Source organism: Longimycelium tulufanense (assembly GCF_014645795.1).
In the GTDB taxonomy this organism is placed as follows: domain Bacteria; phylum Actinomycetota; class Actinomycetes; order Mycobacteriales; family Pseudonocardiaceae; genus Longimycelium; species Longimycelium tulufanense.
Map to the genome: position 1 here is coordinate 12,705 of NZ_BMMK01000035.1, position 19,935 is coordinate 32,639.

The window sequence follows — 19,935 nt, forward strand, 5'->3', positions numbered from 1 at the left end:
TCCCTGCTACTGCTCCGGGGGTAGGTCGAGGGAGCGGTTTTCCAGCGTCTGGGCTTCCCGCGGGGACAAGGGGGTGACGACCCGGTCGAGGATGTGGGCCTGCACCGTCGCGGCCTGCAGGTCGCGCAGCAGGATCACGTCGCCGGGCTCCAACGCTGGGTTGGTGATCTCAGACAGGGTGACCTGGGCGTTGCCGCCGCGAACTCTGGCCAACAGGGCTGCGGCGGTGGTCTGGCAGTGGGCCGTCGTGGTCAGTTGTGGTGAGGAGTAGAAGCGGACCTTCCGCCCGAACGGCCCCTGGTAGTAGGTGGGGCTGCCCGGGTCGTCGTCCCACACGGTCGCCGACACGGGTGGGGTGCCGTCGGAGCGCTGGCCCGATGCGGTGACGCCGTTGTAGACGCCCTCCCGGGTCATCGTCTCGGTGCTGGAGACGAGGATGCCGGTCTCCCCGGTGGAGATGACCCACACGACGGGGTCGTTCAGGGTCGGCTGCGGCCGGATCACGCCGACTCCCTGCGGGTCGAAGAACACCTCGGCGCCGATCGCGTCGGCGAGCTTCTCAACGCCGTCAGCCCAGCGCTCCCGTTCGATCTCCATCACCGAGGCCACCCGAGTGGATCCGGTCTGGTCGACCACGGCGACGCTCGCTCCGAGCGAGTCCTGGATCAGTCGACGGATTTCGTCGGTGACCAGCGCGCCGGAGAGGGTCTGTGTTGGCGCGGTCAACCGGTCTTCCGCGACCGTGGCGGAGCGATCCTCCAACTCCAGCGACAAGGTTCCCGAACGGGGAACGGGGCGTTGCCGACTGGATTCGGCCAGCCGGCCGCGGATCAACGGCACCCACTCAACAGTCCCGCCGAGCAGGACGATGCCGTAGTCGACCTGGATTTCGGTGCCGTAGGGGGCGAGCACTCCCCGGGGGTCGCGGGGCCACAGCCGCGGATCAGTTTCCAGGATGGCGGTGCGCCGCACCTGGGAACGGGCATCCGCTGTGACCTGGCCGCCGGCCACCGGAAGCTCCATGGTGCCGTAGGGACCGTACGCGGTGGCACGAGCGGTGACCGCGTGAGACTGCACCAGCACCTGCTGCGCCCTGGTAGGCAGCGGCCACATCGCGCCCCCTACGCCGCCACGGCGGGGTCGGGGCCGTCAACCACCTGGAACGGCACGCTGAGGATCCGGGTCTGCTGCCATACCGTGCGGCCCTGGGGATCCTCGCCGACGTCGCCGACCGCGATCCACCAGCCCGGCCCATAGCCGTACTCCGCGGGGGCCCGCATCAACAGCGGGGAGCCGTCCTCGAGCATCGCCAACAGGACGTCCCGCTCCGCCCACGACAAGGCGCCCAGCTCCAACGTCCCGGACGGCGTGGAGCGGGTGCCGGAGATGACAACAGGCGCTTTCCGGCCCAGCGTTCGGAACACGCCCTGCTCCACAGCTCGGGTCAGCTGCGGCGGTGTGGTCGGTACGCACGCCCGCGGCGCGTCCGGTGTGGCGGGGTGCGTGAGCCACGTCTGGCCTCGCGAGTCCAGCGTCGCTGGATCGGATCGCACCCGGCCTCCGGTCAGTGCCGGGTGGTAAACCTCGTACCGCATCGGCACGTCGAGGGGGCATTCGCCGTCGTCGACCTGCAGTACAGGTGCGAGTAGTGAGGCCGACAGGTGCGGTGTGCCGGTCCACGTGCCGCCCACCATGGCGCCGTCGATGACGGAGCCGTCGGTGACGCCCGACTCCATGGTGACTTGGTCGAGTTCGACGGTGCCGCCCGCGGGCAAGCCGTCCACGGTGAGCTTGAGGCTTCCGGTCGACGCTGCGCCTGCTGGCGGCGTTAGTACCACGGCGTGGCGACTGTACTGGTCCACGACCGCGGCTCGGGCGTCCGCATCGAGGCTGGCGGTCGAGGAGGTCAGCGGTGCGCCGGCCGAATCCGTCCAGCCGAGCGTCACGGTCACCGCGGTGGGTAGGTCCGGCACCTGCAGGTCCAGCGCCACCGTGACGGGTTCCGTACCGGTGATCGCGTCGGTCGGGATGGTCAGTTCACAGGTGCCGGCCGCCGCGATCGTGGCGCGCAGCGTGTAGCTTCCGCCCGGCACACTCGCGACGACGGTCAGGGTGCTGCTGGACTCGCCGACTGTGCCCGACCACGTCCCGCCGGGGGCGTCCCCGTCGAAGTAGGGCTCGGCGGCAGCACCACTTGCGGCCTGTTCCGCCAGCACCGCGTCCACGTCGAGCAGGTCGTTGACCGCGGCGGCGAGCAGCACCACCGACACGATCAGCGTGTCCGCCCCAGTCGGGGCGATCCGGGTGGTCTCCACCCGCGTCCACTCCCCGGCAGGGACCGCCGGGGTGGTGTCGGTGTCCGTGGCCAGCACCGTCCCGGTCGGTCCACCCTGCCGCCACTGCAGCTCGAGGCGCACATCGCGGGTGGTCGAGGGCTGCACGTAGGCGGAGGCGGTGTAGGACTCGCCGGGCACGATTCCGGAGGTGACGGTGTGCGAGGCGCCCGCGTCGCCGGTCGTCGTGCAGGTCACCCGCAGCCCGTAGGAGCCGGCGCTGGCGACACCGACGCTCGGGGTCGTCATCGCCGCCCGGGCGACGGTGCCGTTGGTGTTGTACTCGGACCAGCCGGACGCCGAGACCTCCAGCGACGGGTTCGTGGCGAGGTTGCGCCGGTCAGTGCCCGCCGGGGCGAGGGTGGTGATCGTCGTGGGTCGGGTGAGGGTCGGGTTTCCAGTGCCGGGCACGTAACCGTTGAGTCCCGCCTCCACCCCGGGGTTGGTGACGGCGTTGCGGCGGGTCGGCTCGGTCACGGCCAGGGGGTAGGCGCCACGTACTCCCCTCCGTGATCCGTCCGGTGTCAGTCGGACGACCTGCACCGCCTGCGCGTCCGGCCACCACGCGGCCACCCGCATCACGCCCGCCCCGGCCAGGGGCGTCAGCAGCACGCCGCCGCCCAGGTACGCCAGCGGGACGCCCCCGGCGGTCCAGCCGCGATACGCCCACGGCCCGGTTCCGGATTGGACGGAGAAGGAAAATCCGGTGGAGCCGGGGATCGGGGGCGGCAGCTGACCGGGTGTCGTACTGGTGGGGTCGCTGGTTGCGGCGTAGACGCCGCGGGCCCAAGCGTCACGGGTGTAGCCCACCGCAGCTCACCAGCCGAGCGCGAGGTACAGGAACGTGACAGCGGTATTGGCCAATCGCGTCGTCGACCCGTTGTACACCGTGATCCCGGCATCGGTGGCCGTGGTGCCCCAACACACGTACGGGCCGATCCCCGCGTAGGCGGTAGAGGTGCAGACAATCGCGAGGGTGGCAGTGGGAAACGGCTGCCGGTACACCACCAACACATTGCCGTCCGCATCGGTGGTGCCGCTGAACTGGCCCGCCCGCATGACGATCGTCCGGTTGGCGCCCGGATTCGTGCCGAACATGTTCGGTCCGACCTCGGACGGCATGGCAACGCCGACGCTGGGCCCCCACGCGCCGCTCACCAGCCGCTCGACCGTCACACCCTCATCTGACAGGGCAGCCCGCGTCCCGACGGCGCCATCGCTCGGGAGCGCGGTACGGGTCGTTGCGAGCAGCGTGTCCCGAACCGTCGGTGCGCTCAGAATCTGCGTGCCGGCTGGCCACGACCGGGCCGTGGTGCCCTCCCGGCCCCGCACCACCGTCACCGTCTGCGATCCCGAGCTGTGGGCGGTGACCCACACAATCTCGTACTGTTCCAGGGACGGATCGTGCAGCACCAACGGCAAGTACAGGGCGCTGCTGTATCCAGTGCCGAGGCCAGCGAACATGTTGGCGGACAACGAGGTGTCCGACACCGCCGCCGCGGTCGACAGCGTCCCGTACGTGTAGTCGCGCGGCTGGCGGTACTCGTAGACCACAGGTGCCTCCAGGCTCAGATGCGGGACCGGGACGCGATCGCGGTCCCGAGGCGCTCGTGTGCGGCAACGATGCGGCCGTCGACGAGTCGGGCGAACCCGTCGTCGCCCAGTTCGAGACGGCCGGCGATTTCCAGGCCGACGAGGTTGTCCCGGTTCGCCAGGGCCCGCCACTGCTCCGGCGTGAGCACCGGCTCGGGACGGCGGGTGCCGTTGTAGGCCAGGGTGACGCCGGGTGGGAGCCAGCCACCGGAGTCGTAGCCCTGAGGTGTGGCGCCGACGGCCTGCTGGACGTTGAAGATGCTGCCGTAGCGGGCGAGGATGTAGCGGATGCCGGCGACGATGTTGCTCAGCGGGTTGAAGATGTCGTCCGGCAGCCGCGGGTCGCGGTAGGCGCGGAACGTGGCGCCGATGGTCTGCATCAAACCCCGTGACGGGTCGCCGCGCCTGGCGTTGATGTCCCAGTTGTTCTGGGCTCTGGGATTGCCCCCGGACTCCCGCATGATCAGCGTGTGCAGCGGGCCGAACCACGAGGCAGGAACCCCGGAGACCGCGATCGCGGCACGGATCCAGGTCGCAAGCTGGCCGCTCGGTGCCGGGCCGCCATTCCCGCCACCGAACAGGCTACCGATCTTGCTCTTGAAGAAGCTGATCGTCTTGTCCAGTAGCACCTTGGGGACGTTGGCCAGCATGTCGATCCAGCGCGAGTCACCCATCCCGATGCGGGACTTGACCCAGCCGACAGGGTTGCGCACCAGGTCGATGACCTCCTGGCCGATGTCGCCGACGACAGACAAGATCGTGTCGACGATGCCGCCGTCGGCGAACCGATGCACGATCCCACCCTGAGCGAACGCCGACCCGCTGCTGCTACCGCTGCGGAAGTAGGAGTTCGCCCAGTCAACAAACCCGGGGCCGAGCGCCCGAGTCGCCTCCGGGACGAGCACCCCTTCCCCGGGACTGAGCAGGGCAGGGACCACGTCACGGCGGGGCGCGTAGCCGGGCACGACGCCACCGCGTGCGAACTTGACCGGCTGCACCTCGGGAAGCTTGCCCAAGCCGAGGAAGTCTGCGATCTCGTTCCACAGCACGCGGATGCCCTTGTTGTACACCCACTCGATCACGAAGTTCACCGGCTTCGCAGCGATCTCCTTGATCTTGCCCCAGACCTGTCGGATGAAGTCCACCGCCTTGTTGAACGCGTCGCCTACGGCACCGACCCCAAACTTGATCGCGTCGAACACCGGCACGATCACGGTCTCCCACACCCAGGACAGGCCTGCGGACAGCGCCCGCCAGACCGGCAGGATCACGTTGTGGACGGCCCAGCGGACGATGTCGGCGAACTTCTGTACCGCAGGGATCACGAGGCCGACCAGCAGCGGCACGACCACGCCGTTCAGCACGCTGCTGACCACGCTGGCCACCACGCCGAACACAGTGGTCACCACGGGCATCAGCTCGGTGATCACCGGTAGCAGCGCGTCGGCCAAAGTCGCGACGACCTCAACCAGGGGCGGCAGGACCTGACCGAAAGCGGTGGCGATCGTGATGATCAGCGGGGCGAGGGTGGGCAGCAAGCCAAGCAGCGGGGTCACGATCGCGGTGATCAGTTTGAGGGCGACCGGGATGAGCGGCAGTAGCGATGCGAGCACCTGCAGGAACGCCGACGCCAGCGGCGGAACCAGGGGAGCGAGCGTCTGAATTGCCGTGATGAGCATCCGGCCGATAGCCATACCAACCTGAGACAGCACCGGCGTGAACATCTCCAGCGCGTCAACGGCCACCCCGAGCACCGGCTGGAGAGCCGTCAGCGCCGCCACGAGAATCTGCGCCACCATGGTGGCGAAAGAGGACAGCGCTGGCGCGACCACCACGATCGCAGCGCCGAGGGCGCCGCCGAGGAGACCCACGATTTCGCCGAGCGGGCCGGCCAGCGTGGTCACCACCGGGACGAGGGCCTCCACCGCGGGCACCAGCACCGCCGCGAGGGCCTGGGCCACGATCCCGACCACCGGGGCCAGCGAAGCCAGTGCCTGACCCAAGGGCTCAACTGCTGGAGCCAGCGCGCCCAGCGCCTGCCCCACCAGGGGAAGCATCTGCGCGGCAGCGGGCAGCACCGTGGTGGCCAGCGTCTGTGCCAGTGCCCCGACGAGTGGAGAGGCGGCCTGAAGCGCCTCACGGATCGCACCGAACACGGTGAGGAGCAGCTGGGCACCCTCCGCAGAACGGAAAAACCCTGCGAGCGAACCGGTTCCCTGCTCCAGGACGGTGAGGAGGTTCACGCCGGATTCGGAGGCGGCGGAGAACACCGAAAACAGGATCGATCCGACGTTCCCGGCGATGCTGCCCAGCTGTCCGAGCACGGACAGGCCCTGCGACATGATGTTGTGTAGCTCGCCGCTTTCCCGCATCCGGGCGACCATGTCGGCGACGGACTGGGCCGCCTCCCCAGCGCCGAAAGTGAGGCCAGGGAGGAAATCGCTGCCCACAACGGCGACGTCCCGGAATGCCGCAACGAGGGGAGCGACGGCACCCAGGAGGTTGGCGAACGCTTCCCGGGTGTTCGCCAGGCCGGTGTTGGTGTCGTCGAGAGACTGTGGGGACAGCAGAACCTGTGTGGTGCTCGCCGCCGCAGCACGCATATCGCTGGCCATCCCGACCAGCTGTGTTCTCAGCACGGGCAGATACGCACCAGACAGGTCGCGGATGTCCATCGCGACACCCTCGAACAGCGCCTGCTGGACCTGCTTCTGCAGGTCTCGCCACGCAGGGGCGACGGCGCGGATCGCAACAGCCGCTTCCCGGGCAGCGGGGGCAAGCTTGCCGACAGCCTCAGCAAACTTCTCCGGGTCGTCGAGGTTGCTGAGCGCGTCCCCAAACCCCTGCAGGCCGAGGGTGAGCGTGCCCATGGCAGCCCCGGCCGCAAGCCCCACCGCAGGCAGCAGCCCCAGCGCCCCCGCCGCAGGAGCAACAGCCGCCCCGAGAGACACCATCGACTGGGCCAGGCCCGCAATACCCAGTGAGCGGGCACCCAACTGTCCGGTCGCCACCGACAGCTGGGCGATCTTTGTGAGAGCAGACTTCGTGTCCAGCTCGACCTTCAGATCGAGGTCAAGAAAGCGCTTCAGCTGCGCCAGCGCCGTGACGCTCCGCCGACTCGCGGACTCCATCTCGCGCTGCGCCTCAGCGTTCTTCCGCTGCGCCTCCTCCTGAGCCTTCGTGGCACGAGTCGTGGCCCGCTGCGCGGCCTCCAACCCCCGCCGTGCCGACCCCAGACGTTCCTCGGCGGCCGCCACCTGCGCCGCGGTCGCCTTGCCCGATTTCCGCACCTGGGCGAGACGTTCCTCGGCTACCCGCACCTTGCCAGTGGCGTCGGCCTCCTTGGCCCGAGCCGCAGCCACTTTGTCGGCGAGGGATTCGACGTCCTGCTGCACAGCCCGCGCTGCCTGCTTGTTGAGCGTGGGGCGCATGTCGACAGTGGCATGCACGTTCTGCTGGGCCAGCTCACGTTGCAGCGTCCGGTGCCAGCCCTTGATGCTGGGCAGGACCTGGACGTAGGCGGTGCCGGACCTGAACTCCTCAGCCACGGTCACCCCCTATTGGGCAGCACCTGCCGCACGATCGAGCGGTGGATTTCCATGGCCTCGCGCTCTTCCAGGCGCTCAAGTGCGGTTTTCGGTCGTGGCAGCGGCTGCACCCGGGGGACTCTGCCGCGTTCGGAGTGCGCGGCGATGGTGACGGCCCGGAGGTTGCGGATCTCCTCCACAACGTAGGTGAGGAGTTCCTCGGTACGTGACCACTGGTCCAAGCCCATCCGGGCTGGGGTGGTCTTGATGCGGTCGCGGAGCTGGGCGACCGTCTCCTCGTCGTCGTAGACCGCCGCCCAGTAGCGGCTGTGCCGGGGCAGCTGGCCGAGCAGCCGGTAAAGCTTGGCCCACGGGTGGACTCCTCGGAAGAAGTCGAGGAGGTCCAGGCCGAGGTGGGCGTGGAGGTCGTACTCGATGGCCTCGCCGAAGCGTTCTATCGTCGCGACGAGGCCCGCAAACCCCCCGGCGGTGCCTGGTCAGGAGCGATACTGAAGTGCCGAGCCATGTCCAGGCTCAAGTCCCTGAGCACACTGGCTGGCTGGGACCGTACGAGTTCATAGACGGCGTCGAACTGGTCTCCGCACATCAGCTCCAGCATGACTCGGGTGCTGCCACACTGCTCGATTTCCAGAACCGTCTCACCGTCGGGAGGCTGGATGACGATCTCGACGTCACCGGCGTCAAGCACGAACGGCTCGGCCTTCGCTTCCTGGACGTAGCGGTCAAACTTGTAGGTTTTCCCCACATCTGCCTCCGGGTGGTGGATGCGTTACGCGCTGGGTGTCGTGCCCGACTTGGACTGCCGGCCGGGCTTTGCCTCCACCGCACGCGCTTCCGGTACCGGTTCTTCTCGGATGCGGTAGCCCTGCCCGTACATCAGGTCGTTGATCTCTACGGTGTTGGTGGCGCTGGTGGTGTACTCGCGTCCGTCGGGGTGGACGAGCGTGACCGTGTTCGCCATAGCTGCCTCCCGGTCCGGGTGGTGGGGTGTGGGTGACGGCCCGCCACCCAGAGCTCCAGGCCGCCACCCACGTCATCAGACCGCCGGGAAGCCCATGTCCGTCAGCAGCGTCTTCCACTTGGGTCCGCCGAAGAAATGCCTCACGCTATAGCCTGCGGTGGAGTCCACCTCGGCGGTGAGGGTGATCTGGTAGGACATCTCGTTGCCGTCGACCCACTGCTGGTCGGCGATCTCGGACACCATCGCCCGGGGCAGCAGCCGACCGACCCAGATCGCGTCGGTGCCTGATCCGTCCTGGTTGATCGCGAACACCCGGAAATACCTGGTCGACGGGCGCGACGCCTGGGAGAACGCGACCTCGCCGGTGTTCGCCGTCGGGGTCACCGCCGAGAGGTCGACGTTGTTGTACAGCTCTAGGGTTCGCAGTTTGGTTTCCTGGGCGGTGAACTGCAATGTGGTCACGTCGGACGTGATGTCGCGGCGGGTGGGGGTGATCTCGCCCCAGCTGGTCACATCCGCGATGTCGGTAGCCCGCGCCCAGGTCAAACCGTCGTCCTTGGTGATGTGACCGGTGTCGGTGTAGCCGCTGGGCAGCGGGGTCAGCTCGACCTGCAGGTCGGTCGCGTTCCACGTCGTCAACGTGCTCGGCAACGTGGCGCTCTCCGCCGCGGTGAACACCGAGCCTTGCAGCGCCTTGCGGATGAGTTCGTTCTGCAGAGTTTGTAGCTCGGACAGTGCGGTGTTGGGCATGATGCTGCCCCTCCTTGTCGAGGCATGGATCGGCCCCGACAGGGGCCAAGAAACGGGGTCAGGTCAGCGGCGCACGCCCAGTCGGTACACGGCACGGAACCGGCGCACATCCGGGTCGTCGTAGGGGATCCGAGTTGGCGAGACCTCGGTGACCGCCGAGTCGATCAGCACTCCGCCGGGCGCTGTTCCCGGCGCGGCCAGAATCGTCTGCCGCGCCTGCTCGGCCAGTGTGCGTGCCTGCGCCCGGGTGGAGGCGTACACGGTGACCTCCACGCGCGGCTGGTCGGTGATGTAGTCGTCGATGCCGGCCGCAGCCTGGACGTGGATGAGTGGCAGGGTGAGCTGCGCCGGGGTGGTCTCGTACGTGGTCGCGATCGGATCCAGCAGTGCGATCAGCGCGGCCTCGACGTCGGGCCACGAGGCCAGCTCGATCACGGCCCGCCCTCTTCGATGATGGGCACCGAGTCACGCAGCGCGTGGTCGCCCGGGCGCTTTCGGGTGCCGAACTCGACGACGACGGAGTGTGGGGCGTCGGCGATGACGCGCACCGTGACACGGCCGCCGGTCAACCCGGCGTCGACGACCCGGATCGACTTCTTGTGCTCGCCGGTGTCCTCCCGGGTGTGCGCGCGTGCCCACGCCGCACCCAGCGTGGCCCGCTTGCGCAGCAGATCCTGCAGCTGCTGTGACCGCAGAAACTCGGCCATGCCGCGCATATCCTTCTCGTACCTCATCCGGTCACCCGCCTCAACGCGATCTCCACGCCGGCCTTCCAGCCGGTCCACGGGGAGCGCCACTGGCCTGGTTCGCCTTCCACGTGCCATTCTGTACCCTGCAGCGCCACCGGCACGAGTGGGTCGTCCGGCAGCACCACGGTGTCGGTGGGCTCGATGTCCGCGTCGTACGGCCCGTACAACGCCAACCCGACGATGACGGTCTGGCGCCGGTCCTGCTGCTCCTCCGACGTGCGCGGCGCGATCGCACAGCCCGACACGGTGTGCTCGGTGCCACCGGGCAGCGGGTCCCCGTAGGCGTCCGTGCCGGCCGGGCGCTTCACCGTCACGGTGATGCTGTGCGGGATGTGCGGGAACTGCACGGGTCATCCTTCACCCACGGTGAACGCTTCAGCGGATGTTCGAGGGCGTCATCGTTCAGCGTCAGCGTCGTGGCACCGCGGCGCAGGCCCAACAGTTTCCGGTCCTCACGGGTGAGGAACAGCTTGCCCGCAGAGACGGCCTGGTCGAGAGTGTGCGAGTACGGGCCCACCGTCTGCGATCGGGCGCCGCTGGTGTTACGCAGCACTCGGGCAACCATGTTGGACAGCACGATCGCCACCCGCGTCGCCGTGGTCCTGCCTGCAGCGATACGGGCGCCGATGTCCCCGATGTGGGAGGCGATGTGCTCCTCGGCATCGTCCAGCTTCTGGTCGACGAACGCCTCTTGGTCAGCGGTGATCGTGCCCTCATACCGCTTCCGGACATCGTCGACGGTGGCATAGACAGCCATGGCTGGCCTCCCGTCGCGCTGTGAACCCGGTCAGGACTTTGACTTGGACTGCGTCGACTTCGGCGTGTCCGTTACCTTCGCCGTACCACCAGCCTGACCGGCCACCGTGTTCGTTTCGTTCGGTGTCTCGTCCGGCACCGATCCGACATAGCCGTGCTTATGACCCTCGCGTGGGGCCACCACCTTCTGCTCAGCCATTCCTGTGTCTCCTCTCAGCGACGGGACACCGTCACGCGCACCACGCCACCGGGATCCGTGATGCCGGTGCCCACCGCAAGCGACCGCCACTGCAGCGTGTCCCCGGCCGTCAAATCGAGGTTCGCCGCCGTACCAGACAACGTGATCGCCCGCTCGTCATAGGCGGAGGCGTTCACGCCGTCGTCGAAGGCGAGCGAGGCCACGCTGGTGGTGCCGGTGCCATCCGCGCCCTTGTTGACCAGCTCCACACTGCGATGGTTGGTCGCCGCTCCCGTGATTGCGGCCTCGGGCACGTACTGCACCGCCGTGACGGTGCAGTCGAACGGCGCCTGGCCGATCACGGTGTCCTCGTTGTTGCCGGCCGTAGCCACGGCGGGCACGTCCTGTTCGATCACCCGTACCAAGGGTGCAGTCATCAGTTCGTCCTTCCCGGGATCAGTAGACGAGTGCGGCGGCCGGGTAGCGGGTCGCCTCCGTCGGGTTGTCGTGGTTGATCAGGTTCGCGACCTGCCACCCGACGCGGAACGTCACCCGCAGCGCGATCATGTCCTGCTGGGCGAGGTTGTAGACGATCGCGCCAGTGTTGTCCTGGATCACCGCCTGGTCCAGGATCTTCAGGGTGATGTCCTGGCGGACACCCACCACGAACTGCCCACTGAAGTCGCCCGCAAACAACCTGACGTTGGTGCCAGCGGCCCCACCCGTTGGCCACAAACCGCGCATTGGGTACGACACCGGCACGCCGTCGATACTCGACAGGTCACCGGTGATGCGTCCGGTGTCGAGCCTGCGGCCCTGGGTGTCGCGGGCGGCCCGCATCTTCCGTCGAGCGCTCCTGGCTGCCACGTAGCCGGTGACGTCGAACCCGTCCTCCTCGACCGCGGCGATCACGTTGTCCAGATCGCCCATCCACCCGCCCTGGGCGGCGGTAGCCGTGCCCTCGGTGACCGTGTTAGCGGCGGCGGCTACCGCAGCGTTGATGTCCTGCGGGAACGAAGTGGGCGCGTTGGTTCCGAAGTAAACGGTGTCGTCCACGGTCCTGCCGAACGCCTCGGTCAGGTAGGGCTCGGCCTCATCCCAGATGTCCTGCTCCAGGTCGTCGACCACGTTCTCCGGCACCGGCATGATCGCGGCCAGCTCCTCAATGTTGAGAAACTTGTTGTCCCACGCCATCTCCGTGGTTTGTTTCAGCCCGGTGTCCCCGGTGACCCAGTACGCCACCGGCAGCGCGGTGAGGACCGGGAACCGGACCTGGTTGCGCCCCACCGGAACCCGGCGAAACGTTCGTAGGACGGCCGACTCCTCAGTGGCCTTCTCCAGCATCACCCGAGACACTTCCTCGGGCACCAGCGCTGATGTGTCGGTCCGGCTGGTCAGGTTGTTGTACGGCACGGTCTACCTCCTTCGTCCGCGCAGCGGTCCGGCCGTGCCGCTGGCGTCACTGCCGTCCGGCGGCTCGCCGGATCAGCGCGTTCATGTCGGTCGGGGTTTCGCCCTTGGCGCCCTGGTCGGGATCCGGCGTGGGACGACCTGCGACCTTGGTCAACGAGGTCGCCAGGGCGGCGATGGCCTGCTCGTCGGGGTCGCCGCCCTTCAGCAGTCGCAGCGCGTCGACGTGCTCCAGCAGCGGGGCAACGTCGTCCTTGCGGAGCCCGGCCTCGGCGAGCTGGGTGTGCAGGGCGGCCAACGCCAGCCGTTGGCTGCGTTCGACGTCCCGCAGGTCCCGCTCGGAGAGGGCGTTGCGCAGGTCATCCAGTTGCTGCTGCACGGTGGGCAGCTGCTCGGCAGCCTGCCGGTTCTCCTTGGCCCGCGTCTCCCACTTGCGGGCGTGGCCGAGCTTGGTGCGGATCTCCTCGGGGGTGAGTCCGACCTCCTCAGCCAGGGCGCGCCACGGTGCCGCGTTCCACCCGTTGTCCGTGCTCGACGCCGGTGAGCCGCCGTTGTTCGATGCGGGTGGGGCATCCTGCTGGGGTTCCTGGCCCGTTTCGGGCACACCAGTCCCTGCGTCGCTGTCACTCATCGGGTTCTCCCGTTCCGGGATACGACCGTGCCCGTTGCGGGCACGGAAGTCGTTACGAGGCGCGCAGATCGTCCGGTCCGGTGAACCGGTCGCGGGGGCGCACCAGCATCCGCCCCAGCTCGCCGTGCTCCGGCGTCATCTGCACCAGAAGCTGCCGGTAGTCCGGGGCGCGTGCGCCACGGTCCGCCTTACCGGTCAGCGCCTCCACCGCAGAATGCACCTGCTCCAGCAGCTCTGGCTCGATCACCTGGCCCGGGTCCTCACGGGTCAGGATCGGCCGCACCTGGCAGTCACACGCCGGATGGATTGGGTTCAGATCCTTGACGTGGTACCGCTGGGTGGAGGCCACCACGCACAACGCGCAGTTCTCCTCCCCCTGCAGCACCCGACGCCAGTACCGTGGCCGAAACCCGGCTGGTAGGCGCTCCATCGCCACTTGGGAGGCGTGCGCGTAGGTCTGCTGCAGATCCGCCTCGGCGATCTCCCGCAGTCGGACCGCGCCGAGCTGCACCGCCTCATCCAGGGTCTTGCCGCCGGCCAAGCCGCGGCGGGCTTCGACGAACGGCCGCCGGTACACCTCCGCCGCGTCGACACTGTGACGCAGATCGATCGCCTTCTCATCCGGGATGCCGGGTGGGGCTATCGGGCGACCGAGGGCGTCGCTGGCCTGCGCGGCGACGAAGGTCGCTGCCAGGGCGGCCAGCGAGCGCTGTGCCCCGAACACCAGCGGCACGGCCTGCCGAACGAACCGGTCCGCGTCGGCGTCCCGCCACGAACCCAACCCCAGAAACAGCTTGGCCAGCGTCTCCAGGAGTCGCAGCGACAGCAGACGCCGGAGCCGAGCGAACTGCGCCGGTGTCACCGCTGCTCCAGTGGCACCGCCAGCGCGCTCAGCCCGGCACGGAACGCGTCGGCCGCGAGCTCACTGCGCAGCTGATCAATTTCCTGCGGGGTGTCCCCGATCCGCTCCGCGACGATCGGCAGCGGATAGCCTGCGGCCCGCAGCTTGGACGCGTAGTCGGCGACCGCCGCCAGGTTGAGATTCTCCGGCCGCGCCCACACCACCTCAGCGGTGGACAAGTCCCGCTCCAGCCCGGCAATATCCGCCATCAGCTGTAGGGCTTCTTCTAGGGGCTCGGACCAGGCGGCCATCCGCTGCCTGACCTTGGAGACGTGCCCGGCATCCAGCGCGGCGACCGAGTCCGCCGAGATGTTGATGAGATCTCCGGGCAGGTAGTACACCGGTGTCAACGTGACCGCAGCGAATGCCCGCATGTCGGCTTCGACCCCGCGCAGCATCTGACTGGTGTCGGTCTGCTGCAGGTCCCCGATCTGCGGAGCCGGGAGCCCCGGCTCGTTCGGGGGGATCGTGAAAATCTGGTCGGCGCCGGGGTCGAACGGCGCGATCGGCAACCCGGTCGCGGAATCCTCCTCCGGCTCGTAGTTGAGCAGGTAGCGCTGCCGGAACGAGGCGTACCGCTCAGCGGTCAACCGGTTGAGCAGCGTCAGGTTCAACCGGTTCTGCACATCGATACCGACGGCGAACTCCGCGCGCCCGTCCTCGCCTTCGTCCCCGTTGACGAACGGGATCACCGGCACCACCGGCGTGGAGCGCGCAGGATCTCCCCGCGCCTCCCACGCCTCGGGTTTCCACGACAACCGGCCACTGCGGTCCTTGTGCTTACGCTGGCTCTGCCAGTGGTAGCGCCAGCCGGGCAGATACAGGGTGGCCATCCACCGCCGACGGATCGGGTCGTGCCACAGCCGCAGCGCCGCCAACCGCTCCGAGGGGTCCGCCGGATCGCACTCGGCGATCACGTTCTCCGGGCCCTCGATCGTCACCCGGGGCGTGTTCGCCCGCCGCGGATCCACGCCGACGATGACGTAGGCCGACCCGACCATGAACGCCTTGCGGAAGATCGTGAACTGCCGAGCATCCAGTTTGGCCTGCTGCCACAGCCGCCACACCGCGTTATCCGGCTCCTGCTGGCTGGTGTCCCGGAACCCGATCACCTGCATCCGGTGCACCATCGACTCCGCACACAACAGGCACAGGTTTGTCCTGGCGAGCGCTTGGAACCGGCGATACGCCTCCTTGTGCTGCGATGGCCCCGACGGCAGATCGTGGTCACCGTCGTAGTAGCGGCGCCAGTACCGCACCCGGTCCTGGCGCTCCACCAGCTGAGGCCCGAGCCGAGCCAGCCACTCGGGGGGCGTCAAGTCGCTGGCCTCGGCCACGGGCACCCCCTCCCTCAAGGTCAGAAACCGGTCGCCCGGCGGCGCCTACGGGGACGGGCCAGCCCGATCGCGACGGCGTCGGCGCGGCACTCGTAGGCCAAGGTGGCGGCCATCGCGGCGTCGATCTTGCGTGTCGACTTCGGGTGTTCCTTGCCGATCGTCACGCCCACCTTGCCGGCCAACCTGCGTCGAGCGTTGAGCACATGCCGCGTCAGCACCGAGTCACCGTCGTGGGTGGCTTGCGTGCCAGCGACCGCGTCGTGCAACCGCTCCAGGGCTCGCACCATCGCCGTCGGCCGGTTCGTCCACCACTCCAATGGCCGGGCTTGCGTAGCCCGCACACGCATCCGAGCGCCGTAGCGTTCCTGCCACCGATCCACATAGTCCTGCCAGTGCGCCGGATCCGCGTAGAACCCCACGACCTGCCAGCGCTCCATCGCCACATCGACCGCAGCATCGACGGCCTGCCGGTCGACCTGCCAGCCCTCGCCCTGCGGCCCTGCGGGCTTCTCCCAGCAGCCGATGAGGAACAGGTGCCCATCTGAGACGCGACAACCGACCAGCGCAGTGGAGTCATCCCGCACCGACCCGTCGAACCCGAGCGTGATGCGATCGCCGTCGGCCACGATCTTCGTGGGATCAGCGCAGGCCGACCACTGCTCGGCGGCCACCCACGCATCCGAGGCAGAGGTGCGGGCGTTGAGGAAGTACCGCCGCGAATCGGCGGGATCGGTGCGCGGGTCGTAGAACTCGTCCACGATGCCGTCCAGGTCGATCCACGCGATCGCCTCGCCGAACGCCTCGAGGATCGCCGCTCGTAGCTGATCCTCGGCCGACAGGTCCTCGCACTCGCCCCAGCGGTGGTCATACAGCAGTCGATGCCGCCGGGCACGGCCCTGCACGATCGCCTCGGCCAACTCGTAGGTGGCCTCCGCGACTGACTCCTCGCCGGGGGCGAACATCGTCGTCGTCTCGAGATACCAGGTGCCTGCGATCCGCTTGCGCTTGCGCAGGTTACGGGTCACCGTCGCGTACATCCGCCGTAGCTCCGGCGTGACGTACAGGTGCGTCTCATCGAAGACGACGAACGTCTCCTTGCCGCCATCCTTCGACGCCGACGACGCCGTGGACGGGGTGATCTCCCCACCGCCCGGCAACAGGATTCGGGTCAACCCGACGTCCACACCCGGCACCTGGGCCAGTGGCCCGTGTATCAGGTTGTAGTAGATCGAGTCGAAGACGTTGCCGGTCTGGTCTTCCTCGGTGGCCATGCACCGGATGTAGGGCACCGTGACCGGACGACCCATCGGCTCGCCCGGCTCATAGACGTACTCGAACCCCAACCCCCACGGGTCGGCGTAGACCTCCCCGCCCTCCGCCCAGCCGGCAAAGCGGCAGGGACCAAGCGCCTCGAACAGCCCGAACCGAGAACCTAGGCCGGACTTGTCGCACCCCTTCGGGCGGGACAGGAACGCCGAGTCGTAGGCACGCCTCCCCGTCGCGCTTAGCGCGTAGCAGTCCACCACGAACCCGGCGAACTCGTCGCCGTGCTGAACGGGCTCGCCCTGCACATCGCCTGGGCCGTGGACGGTGAAGAACTCCATCCACTCCAGGGCCAGCCACCCCAGCGACCGGGCCCGATCGTGGTCAGGCGCCCGCACCAACGTGCGGGGCATGACCTACCCCAACAACCGCGCGCGACGCGAGTCGATCGGCGTCACCGAGCCACCACCAGCCCGTCCCGACGTCGGTGACACGGCGTCCTCGACGATCTCCCACCGCAACCGCAGCAACGCCAGCGGCGTCAGCCCGAGCCGATCGGCCTGCTGCCGCGCCTCACGGGCATGGTCGAGATCCCCGTTCTCGGCGAGCACCTTGTGCCGCACGTACTGCGCCACCTCGCGGATCCAACGCAGCCACTCCCACGCCACCGCCTGCGGCGTCCCCCACAACTCCACCCACAGCGCGCATTCGGCCTCGGCCTGGATCGCCACCACGTGCTCGAGCACAGCAACCCGCTCCCGCAGCCGAGTCGCCTTGCCCACCTGGGCCTGATCCTCGGCCTCGACGAGCTGCTCGCGCGCCACCTGCAGCCGCGCCTGCGTGACGATGTCCGACCCCAGCGGCCACTCCGGCGGCGGCCCCACACGCCCAGACGCGGGCAAGGAAGTCATGGCGACCGTGGCGTTACGCCGACGCCGCTGATCCGCCGGCTTCGGCGGCGGCCCCATTCCAGCCATGTTCACTCCCGTTCCGGGATGCGGCGCACCCCGTTGCGGGAAGCGCCTACGAGGACAGCGAGGCCAGCACCTCGGACAGGTCGGCCAGCGTCGACGGACAACAGCCGTATCGACGTCCCGTCACGGCGATGTAGCGGCCCGTGCCGTACATCTCCACCGACCCGCCCTCCACGGTCAGCCGCCGGCCGTGAGGCAGGTGGCCACGACCCCAGATGTGCACCCCGTCCCCAGACAGCGACACCTCGACGTAGGTCGGCGGGCACCGTCGCAGCAGCGTGGCGGCGGCCGGGGTGAGCGTCCCGCCCGGGCGAACACAGTGGTCCAGGTCCAGGCACACGACCCCGTCGCCGTTGAGCACGAAACCCTTACGCGGCATGTCCTTGACCGCCTCGTACGGCGACCACGTCGTCGGATCCGTGGCCGACGCCGGCCTACCGCGAGGCGTCAACGGCACCTTCACTGGGCTGTGCGTCACCCACCGGTCACGTCGACGCAGCTCAGTCGGGATACCGGAACGGTGCGCCCGGACACGGCAACGACCCGAGCAGAACCGGGTGCCCTTCCTCGCCCGCACCGGCAAACCTGCCCCGCACCCTGCCTCACACGGCCTCGACTTCACGATCACAGTCTACCGGCCATGTAACGCGAACAGCGACTCTACCAGCAGAAATAGAAGTCACGGTTGGGTGACGGTCTCAGTGCCTTACAGCCACTTTCCGGGTCGCCAGCACCGTCTGAGGACCTTCAACGAGCCCCTTGGGGCAGCTCAGACACCACGAAAAGTTCCGGAAAAACGGGCGCCCAGACCCGTACGGACCGCGCCGGCCAGCACCTTCCCGATGACGGCACGGCCGGGGGAGGGAGCCCTCCCCCGGGGCACTGTCGTTGCCAGGTGTCAGGACGACGCGGTCAGCGTCTTCATCGCCGCCTCGGCGAACGCCCGCGCCGCCTCACACTTCGGCGGTAGCTTTGACACGCTTCCCCTATCTATCTGAATGGTCGCCAACAAGTACTGGCCGTCGGCAACATCCACGACGATGCCGCAGTTGGACTCCTTGTAGACGGGGTGGTCCGGCAAGGTGGTCGCGATCGTCGGGTACCCCAGGATGGGCTGTTGTTCCTCCACCCTGGCGTTACGTCCGCCGTTGTGCCACACCTCAACGCCCTCGGTTGTGACAGTTGTTAGCCAATAGCCGGCCAGGTTATTGCTGAACCGACAGTCAGGCGACTTGAATGTCTCGTTCGTGCCAGAGCGTGGTTCACGTTCGAAGCCGAACTTGGCGCGTTGATGGGCGGTGATGAGATCACACGGATTCTTGCCATCAAGCTTGATCTCGCGGGGGCGCGCCGGGGTGGCCTTGGTCGCACTCGTAGTGATTTGCGGCACGGTGGCCGTCGAGGCAGTGGTCTGCGGGGTTGCTGTTCCGTTCGATGAGCTGCCGCACCCCGCAGCAAGGGACAAGGTAATGGCGCTCGCGGCCAGCCAGATCGTTCGGCGCATGACGCTGTTCAGCTCCGTTGCTGGAGGTTGGTCGTATTGGTGTCCTCGACCAGACCGTAGGTCTTTGCTGCGTGATCCAGAGCGTCGATTACGTTGGTGAGTCTTTCGACGTAGGCCCAGGCGACTTCTACAGCAGTCTGGGCGTTCTCGTTGATGGTCTTGGCCGCGTCAAGGCTGACTGGATCCGCCCCCTGTGGCCGGACCCAGAGTCCCTCAGCCTCGTTGCGCAGGAAGGTCCGGACCTCATCGCGAACGTCTTCGAGTTCGCGTTTGAGGTCGAGGACCCTGTCCGGCTGCACCTTCAGCTTGGCTGTGCCTCCACCGCCGTCCGGTAACGCTCCCGCTGCGCCCGGTCCGGCCGCCACGAACGGCATGAATTGACCCCCTCGTCACGCGTACCCGGTGGGTCACCGTAGCAAGGGCACCCTCAGCCGAGGAGGCGTCTCGCGACGGCCCAGCGTGATGGCGGTCACTCAGGTCGACGTATCTCGAAGTTGAGCCGTTCCGGTGAATGGCTCGGCTCGTGCGACTCGCGGTTCTAGGCTGCGCGTCATGGCTCCGATGTCGGAGGAAGCGCAGCTCTACTACACAGTCGCGTCAGCGCTTGGGGTCAGGAAGCCTGACGCGACTGAGACCGCCATCGATATCGGATGCGAGAAGCACGAACTCTGCCGTGCCCAGGTCATGCTCCGAGCGCTTGCTCGGCTCGTTTCCGGCGACCACGAGGGCCGGTAGAGCTCTGCTCAGACCTCGGTGGCGACGACGCGCGCCGTTGCGGTGACCTGGCTGCCAGCGATGCTGGACTGCAAGGTGAACGACAACTGAGCGATGTGCGTGTTGTCTCGCATCAGGCTAGCGAGGTCGTTCGACGAGTTGCCCGAGGTTCCGGACGCAGCGGCTGCGATCGTCCACACCGTGGTCTGACCGTCGGAAAACGTCGCCGTGACCGTGACGGTCGCGGTCTCGCTGCCAAACGTCCCGCCGAACGTCGCGGAGACCTGGTGCAGGATCACCCAGCCTTGGGTGGCAACCAGCACCTCCACCGGA

At 68.3% G+C, this 19,935-nt stretch carries 24 protein-coding genes; all 24 read right to left on the reverse strand.

The window, feature by feature from the left end; all coding sequences use genetic code 11:
• Nucleotides 1–6 precede the first annotated feature (6 nt).
• Nucleotides 7–1,113, reverse strand: a complete 1,107-nt coding sequence (locus tag IEY55_RS25625; protein ID WP_189061115.1) for a DUF5047 domain-containing protein — start codon at nucleotides 1,111–1,113, stop codon at nucleotides 7–9.
• 8 nt (nucleotides 1,114–1,121) lie between these two features.
• Nucleotides 1,122–3,143 carry a carbohydrate binding domain-containing protein gene (locus tag IEY55_RS25630; protein ID WP_189061116.1) on the reverse strand — a complete coding sequence of 674 codons (2,022 nt, stop codon included), beginning with the start codon at nucleotides 3,141–3,143 and terminating at the stop codon, nucleotides 1,122–1,124.
• Between the two features lie 6 nt (nucleotides 3,144–3,149).
• Nucleotides 3,150–3,887, reverse strand: coding sequence for a hypothetical protein (locus IEY55_RS25635; protein ID WP_189061117.1), 738 nt, complete (start codon nucleotides 3,885–3,887; stop codon nucleotides 3,150–3,152).
• Nucleotides 3,888–3,901: 14 nt separating this feature from the next.
• Complete coding sequence (locus tag IEY55_RS25640) at nucleotides 3,902–7,474, reverse strand: transglycosylase SLT domain-containing protein (protein ID WP_189061118.1); 3,573 nt, start codon at nucleotides 7,472–7,474, stop codon at nucleotides 3,902–3,904.
• Between the two features lie 2 nt (nucleotides 7,475–7,476).
• Nucleotides 7,477–7,701: a hypothetical protein gene (locus tag IEY55_RS25645; protein WP_189061119.1), complete on the reverse strand. Its 225-nt coding sequence runs from the start codon at nucleotides 7,699–7,701 to the stop codon at nucleotides 7,477–7,479.
• Nucleotides 7,702–7,907: 206 nt separating this feature from the next.
• Nucleotides 7,908–8,219 (reverse strand): hypothetical protein, encoded by a 312-nt coding sequence (locus tag IEY55_RS25650; protein ID WP_189061120.1) that lies wholly within the window; start codon nucleotides 8,217–8,219, stop codon nucleotides 7,908–7,910.
• A 24-nt stretch (nucleotides 8,220–8,243) separates the two neighbouring features.
• A complete protein-coding gene (locus IEY55_RS25655; protein WP_189061121.1) occupies nucleotides 8,244–8,435 on the reverse strand; it encodes a hypothetical protein in 192 nt (63 codons plus the stop codon).
• Nucleotides 8,436–8,510: 75 nt separating this feature from the next.
• Nucleotides 8,511–9,185, reverse strand: a complete 675-nt coding sequence (locus tag IEY55_RS25660; protein ID WP_189061122.1) for a phage tail tube protein — start codon at nucleotides 9,183–9,185, stop codon at nucleotides 8,511–8,513.
• 63 nt (nucleotides 9,186–9,248) lie between these two features.
• Entirely contained in the window at nucleotides 9,249–9,620 is a 372-nt protein-coding gene (gp17, locus tag IEY55_RS25665; RefSeq protein ID WP_189061123.1) for a tail completion protein gp17, read from the reverse strand.
• Nucleotides 9,617–9,919 carry an HK97 gp10 family phage protein gene (locus IEY55_RS25670; RefSeq protein ID WP_189061124.1) on the reverse strand — a complete coding sequence of 101 codons (303 nt, stop codon included), beginning with the start codon at nucleotides 9,917–9,919 and terminating at the stop codon, nucleotides 9,617–9,619. The genes gp17 and IEY55_RS25670 overlap by 4 nt, the downstream gene beginning before the upstream one ends.
• Entirely contained in the window at nucleotides 9,916–10,281 is a 366-nt protein-coding gene (locus IEY55_RS25675; RefSeq protein WP_189061125.1) for a hypothetical protein, read from the reverse strand. Before IEY55_RS25675 ends, IEY55_RS25670 begins: the two co-directional genes overlap by 4 nt.
• On the reverse strand, nucleotides 10,245–10,691 hold the full coding sequence (locus tag IEY55_RS25680) for a Gp19/Gp15/Gp42 family protein (RefSeq protein ID WP_189061126.1): 447 nt from the start codon (nucleotides 10,689–10,691) through the stop codon (nucleotides 10,245–10,247). Before IEY55_RS25680 ends, IEY55_RS25675 begins: the two co-directional genes overlap by 37 nt.
• Nucleotides 10,692–10,721: 30 nt before the next feature.
• On the reverse strand, nucleotides 10,722–10,889 hold the full coding sequence (locus tag IEY55_RS25685; protein WP_189061127.1) for a hypothetical protein: 168 nt from the start codon (nucleotides 10,887–10,889) through the stop codon (nucleotides 10,722–10,724).
• Between the two features lie 14 nt (nucleotides 10,890–10,903).
• Nucleotides 10,904–11,305, reverse strand: a complete 402-nt coding sequence (locus IEY55_RS25690; RefSeq protein WP_189061128.1) for a hypothetical protein — start codon at nucleotides 11,303–11,305, stop codon at nucleotides 10,904–10,906.
• Nucleotides 11,306–11,324: 19 nt separating this feature from the next.
• Entirely contained in the window at nucleotides 11,325–12,281 is a 957-nt protein-coding gene (locus IEY55_RS25695; RefSeq protein WP_189061129.1) for a phage major capsid protein, read from the reverse strand.
• 46 nt (nucleotides 12,282–12,327) lie between these two features.
• On the reverse strand, nucleotides 12,328–12,909 hold the full coding sequence (locus IEY55_RS25700) for a hypothetical protein (protein ID WP_189061130.1): 582 nt from the start codon (nucleotides 12,907–12,909) through the stop codon (nucleotides 12,328–12,330).
• Nucleotides 12,910–12,961: 52 nt separating this feature from the next.
• Nucleotides 12,962–13,771, reverse strand: a complete 810-nt coding sequence (locus tag IEY55_RS25705) for a hypothetical protein (RefSeq protein ID WP_189061131.1) — start codon at nucleotides 13,769–13,771, stop codon at nucleotides 12,962–12,964.
• A complete protein-coding gene (locus IEY55_RS25710) occupies nucleotides 13,768–15,147 on the reverse strand; it encodes a phage portal protein (RefSeq protein WP_189061132.1) in 1,380 nt (459 codons plus the stop codon). The genes IEY55_RS25705 and IEY55_RS25710 overlap by 4 nt, the downstream gene beginning before the upstream one ends.
• 20 nt (nucleotides 15,148–15,167) lie before the next feature.
• Complete coding sequence (locus IEY55_RS25715; protein WP_189061133.1) at nucleotides 15,168–16,823, reverse strand: terminase TerL endonuclease subunit; 1,656 nt, start codon at nucleotides 16,821–16,823, stop codon at nucleotides 15,168–15,170.
• Nucleotides 16,824–16,826: 3 nt separating this feature from the next.
• Entirely contained in the window at nucleotides 16,827–17,387 is a 561-nt protein-coding gene (locus IEY55_RS25720; RefSeq protein ID WP_189061134.1) for a hypothetical protein, read from the reverse strand.
• Between the two features lie 46 nt (nucleotides 17,388–17,433).
• On the reverse strand, nucleotides 17,434–17,862 hold the full coding sequence (locus tag IEY55_RS25725) for a bifunctional DNA primase/polymerase (RefSeq protein ID WP_229686755.1): 429 nt from the start codon (nucleotides 17,860–17,862) through the stop codon (nucleotides 17,434–17,436).
• 420 nt (nucleotides 17,863–18,282) lie between these two features.
• Nucleotides 18,283–18,888 carry a DUF3558 domain-containing protein gene (locus IEY55_RS25730; protein ID WP_189061136.1) on the reverse strand — a complete coding sequence of 202 codons (606 nt, stop codon included), beginning with the start codon at nucleotides 18,886–18,888 and terminating at the stop codon, nucleotides 18,283–18,285.
• Between the two features lie 8 nt (nucleotides 18,889–18,896).
• The gene (locus tag IEY55_RS25735) at nucleotides 18,897–19,262 is read right to left on the reverse strand and encodes a PE domain-containing protein (RefSeq protein WP_189061137.1); all 366 of its coding nucleotides are present in this window, start codon (nucleotides 19,260–19,262) and stop codon (nucleotides 18,897–18,899) included.
• 369 nt (nucleotides 19,263–19,631) lie between these two features.
• Nucleotides 19,632–19,931: a hypothetical protein gene (locus tag IEY55_RS25740; protein ID WP_189061138.1), complete on the reverse strand. Its 300-nt coding sequence runs from the start codon at nucleotides 19,929–19,931 to the stop codon at nucleotides 19,632–19,634.
• Nucleotides 19,932–19,935: the final 4 nt, after the last annotated feature.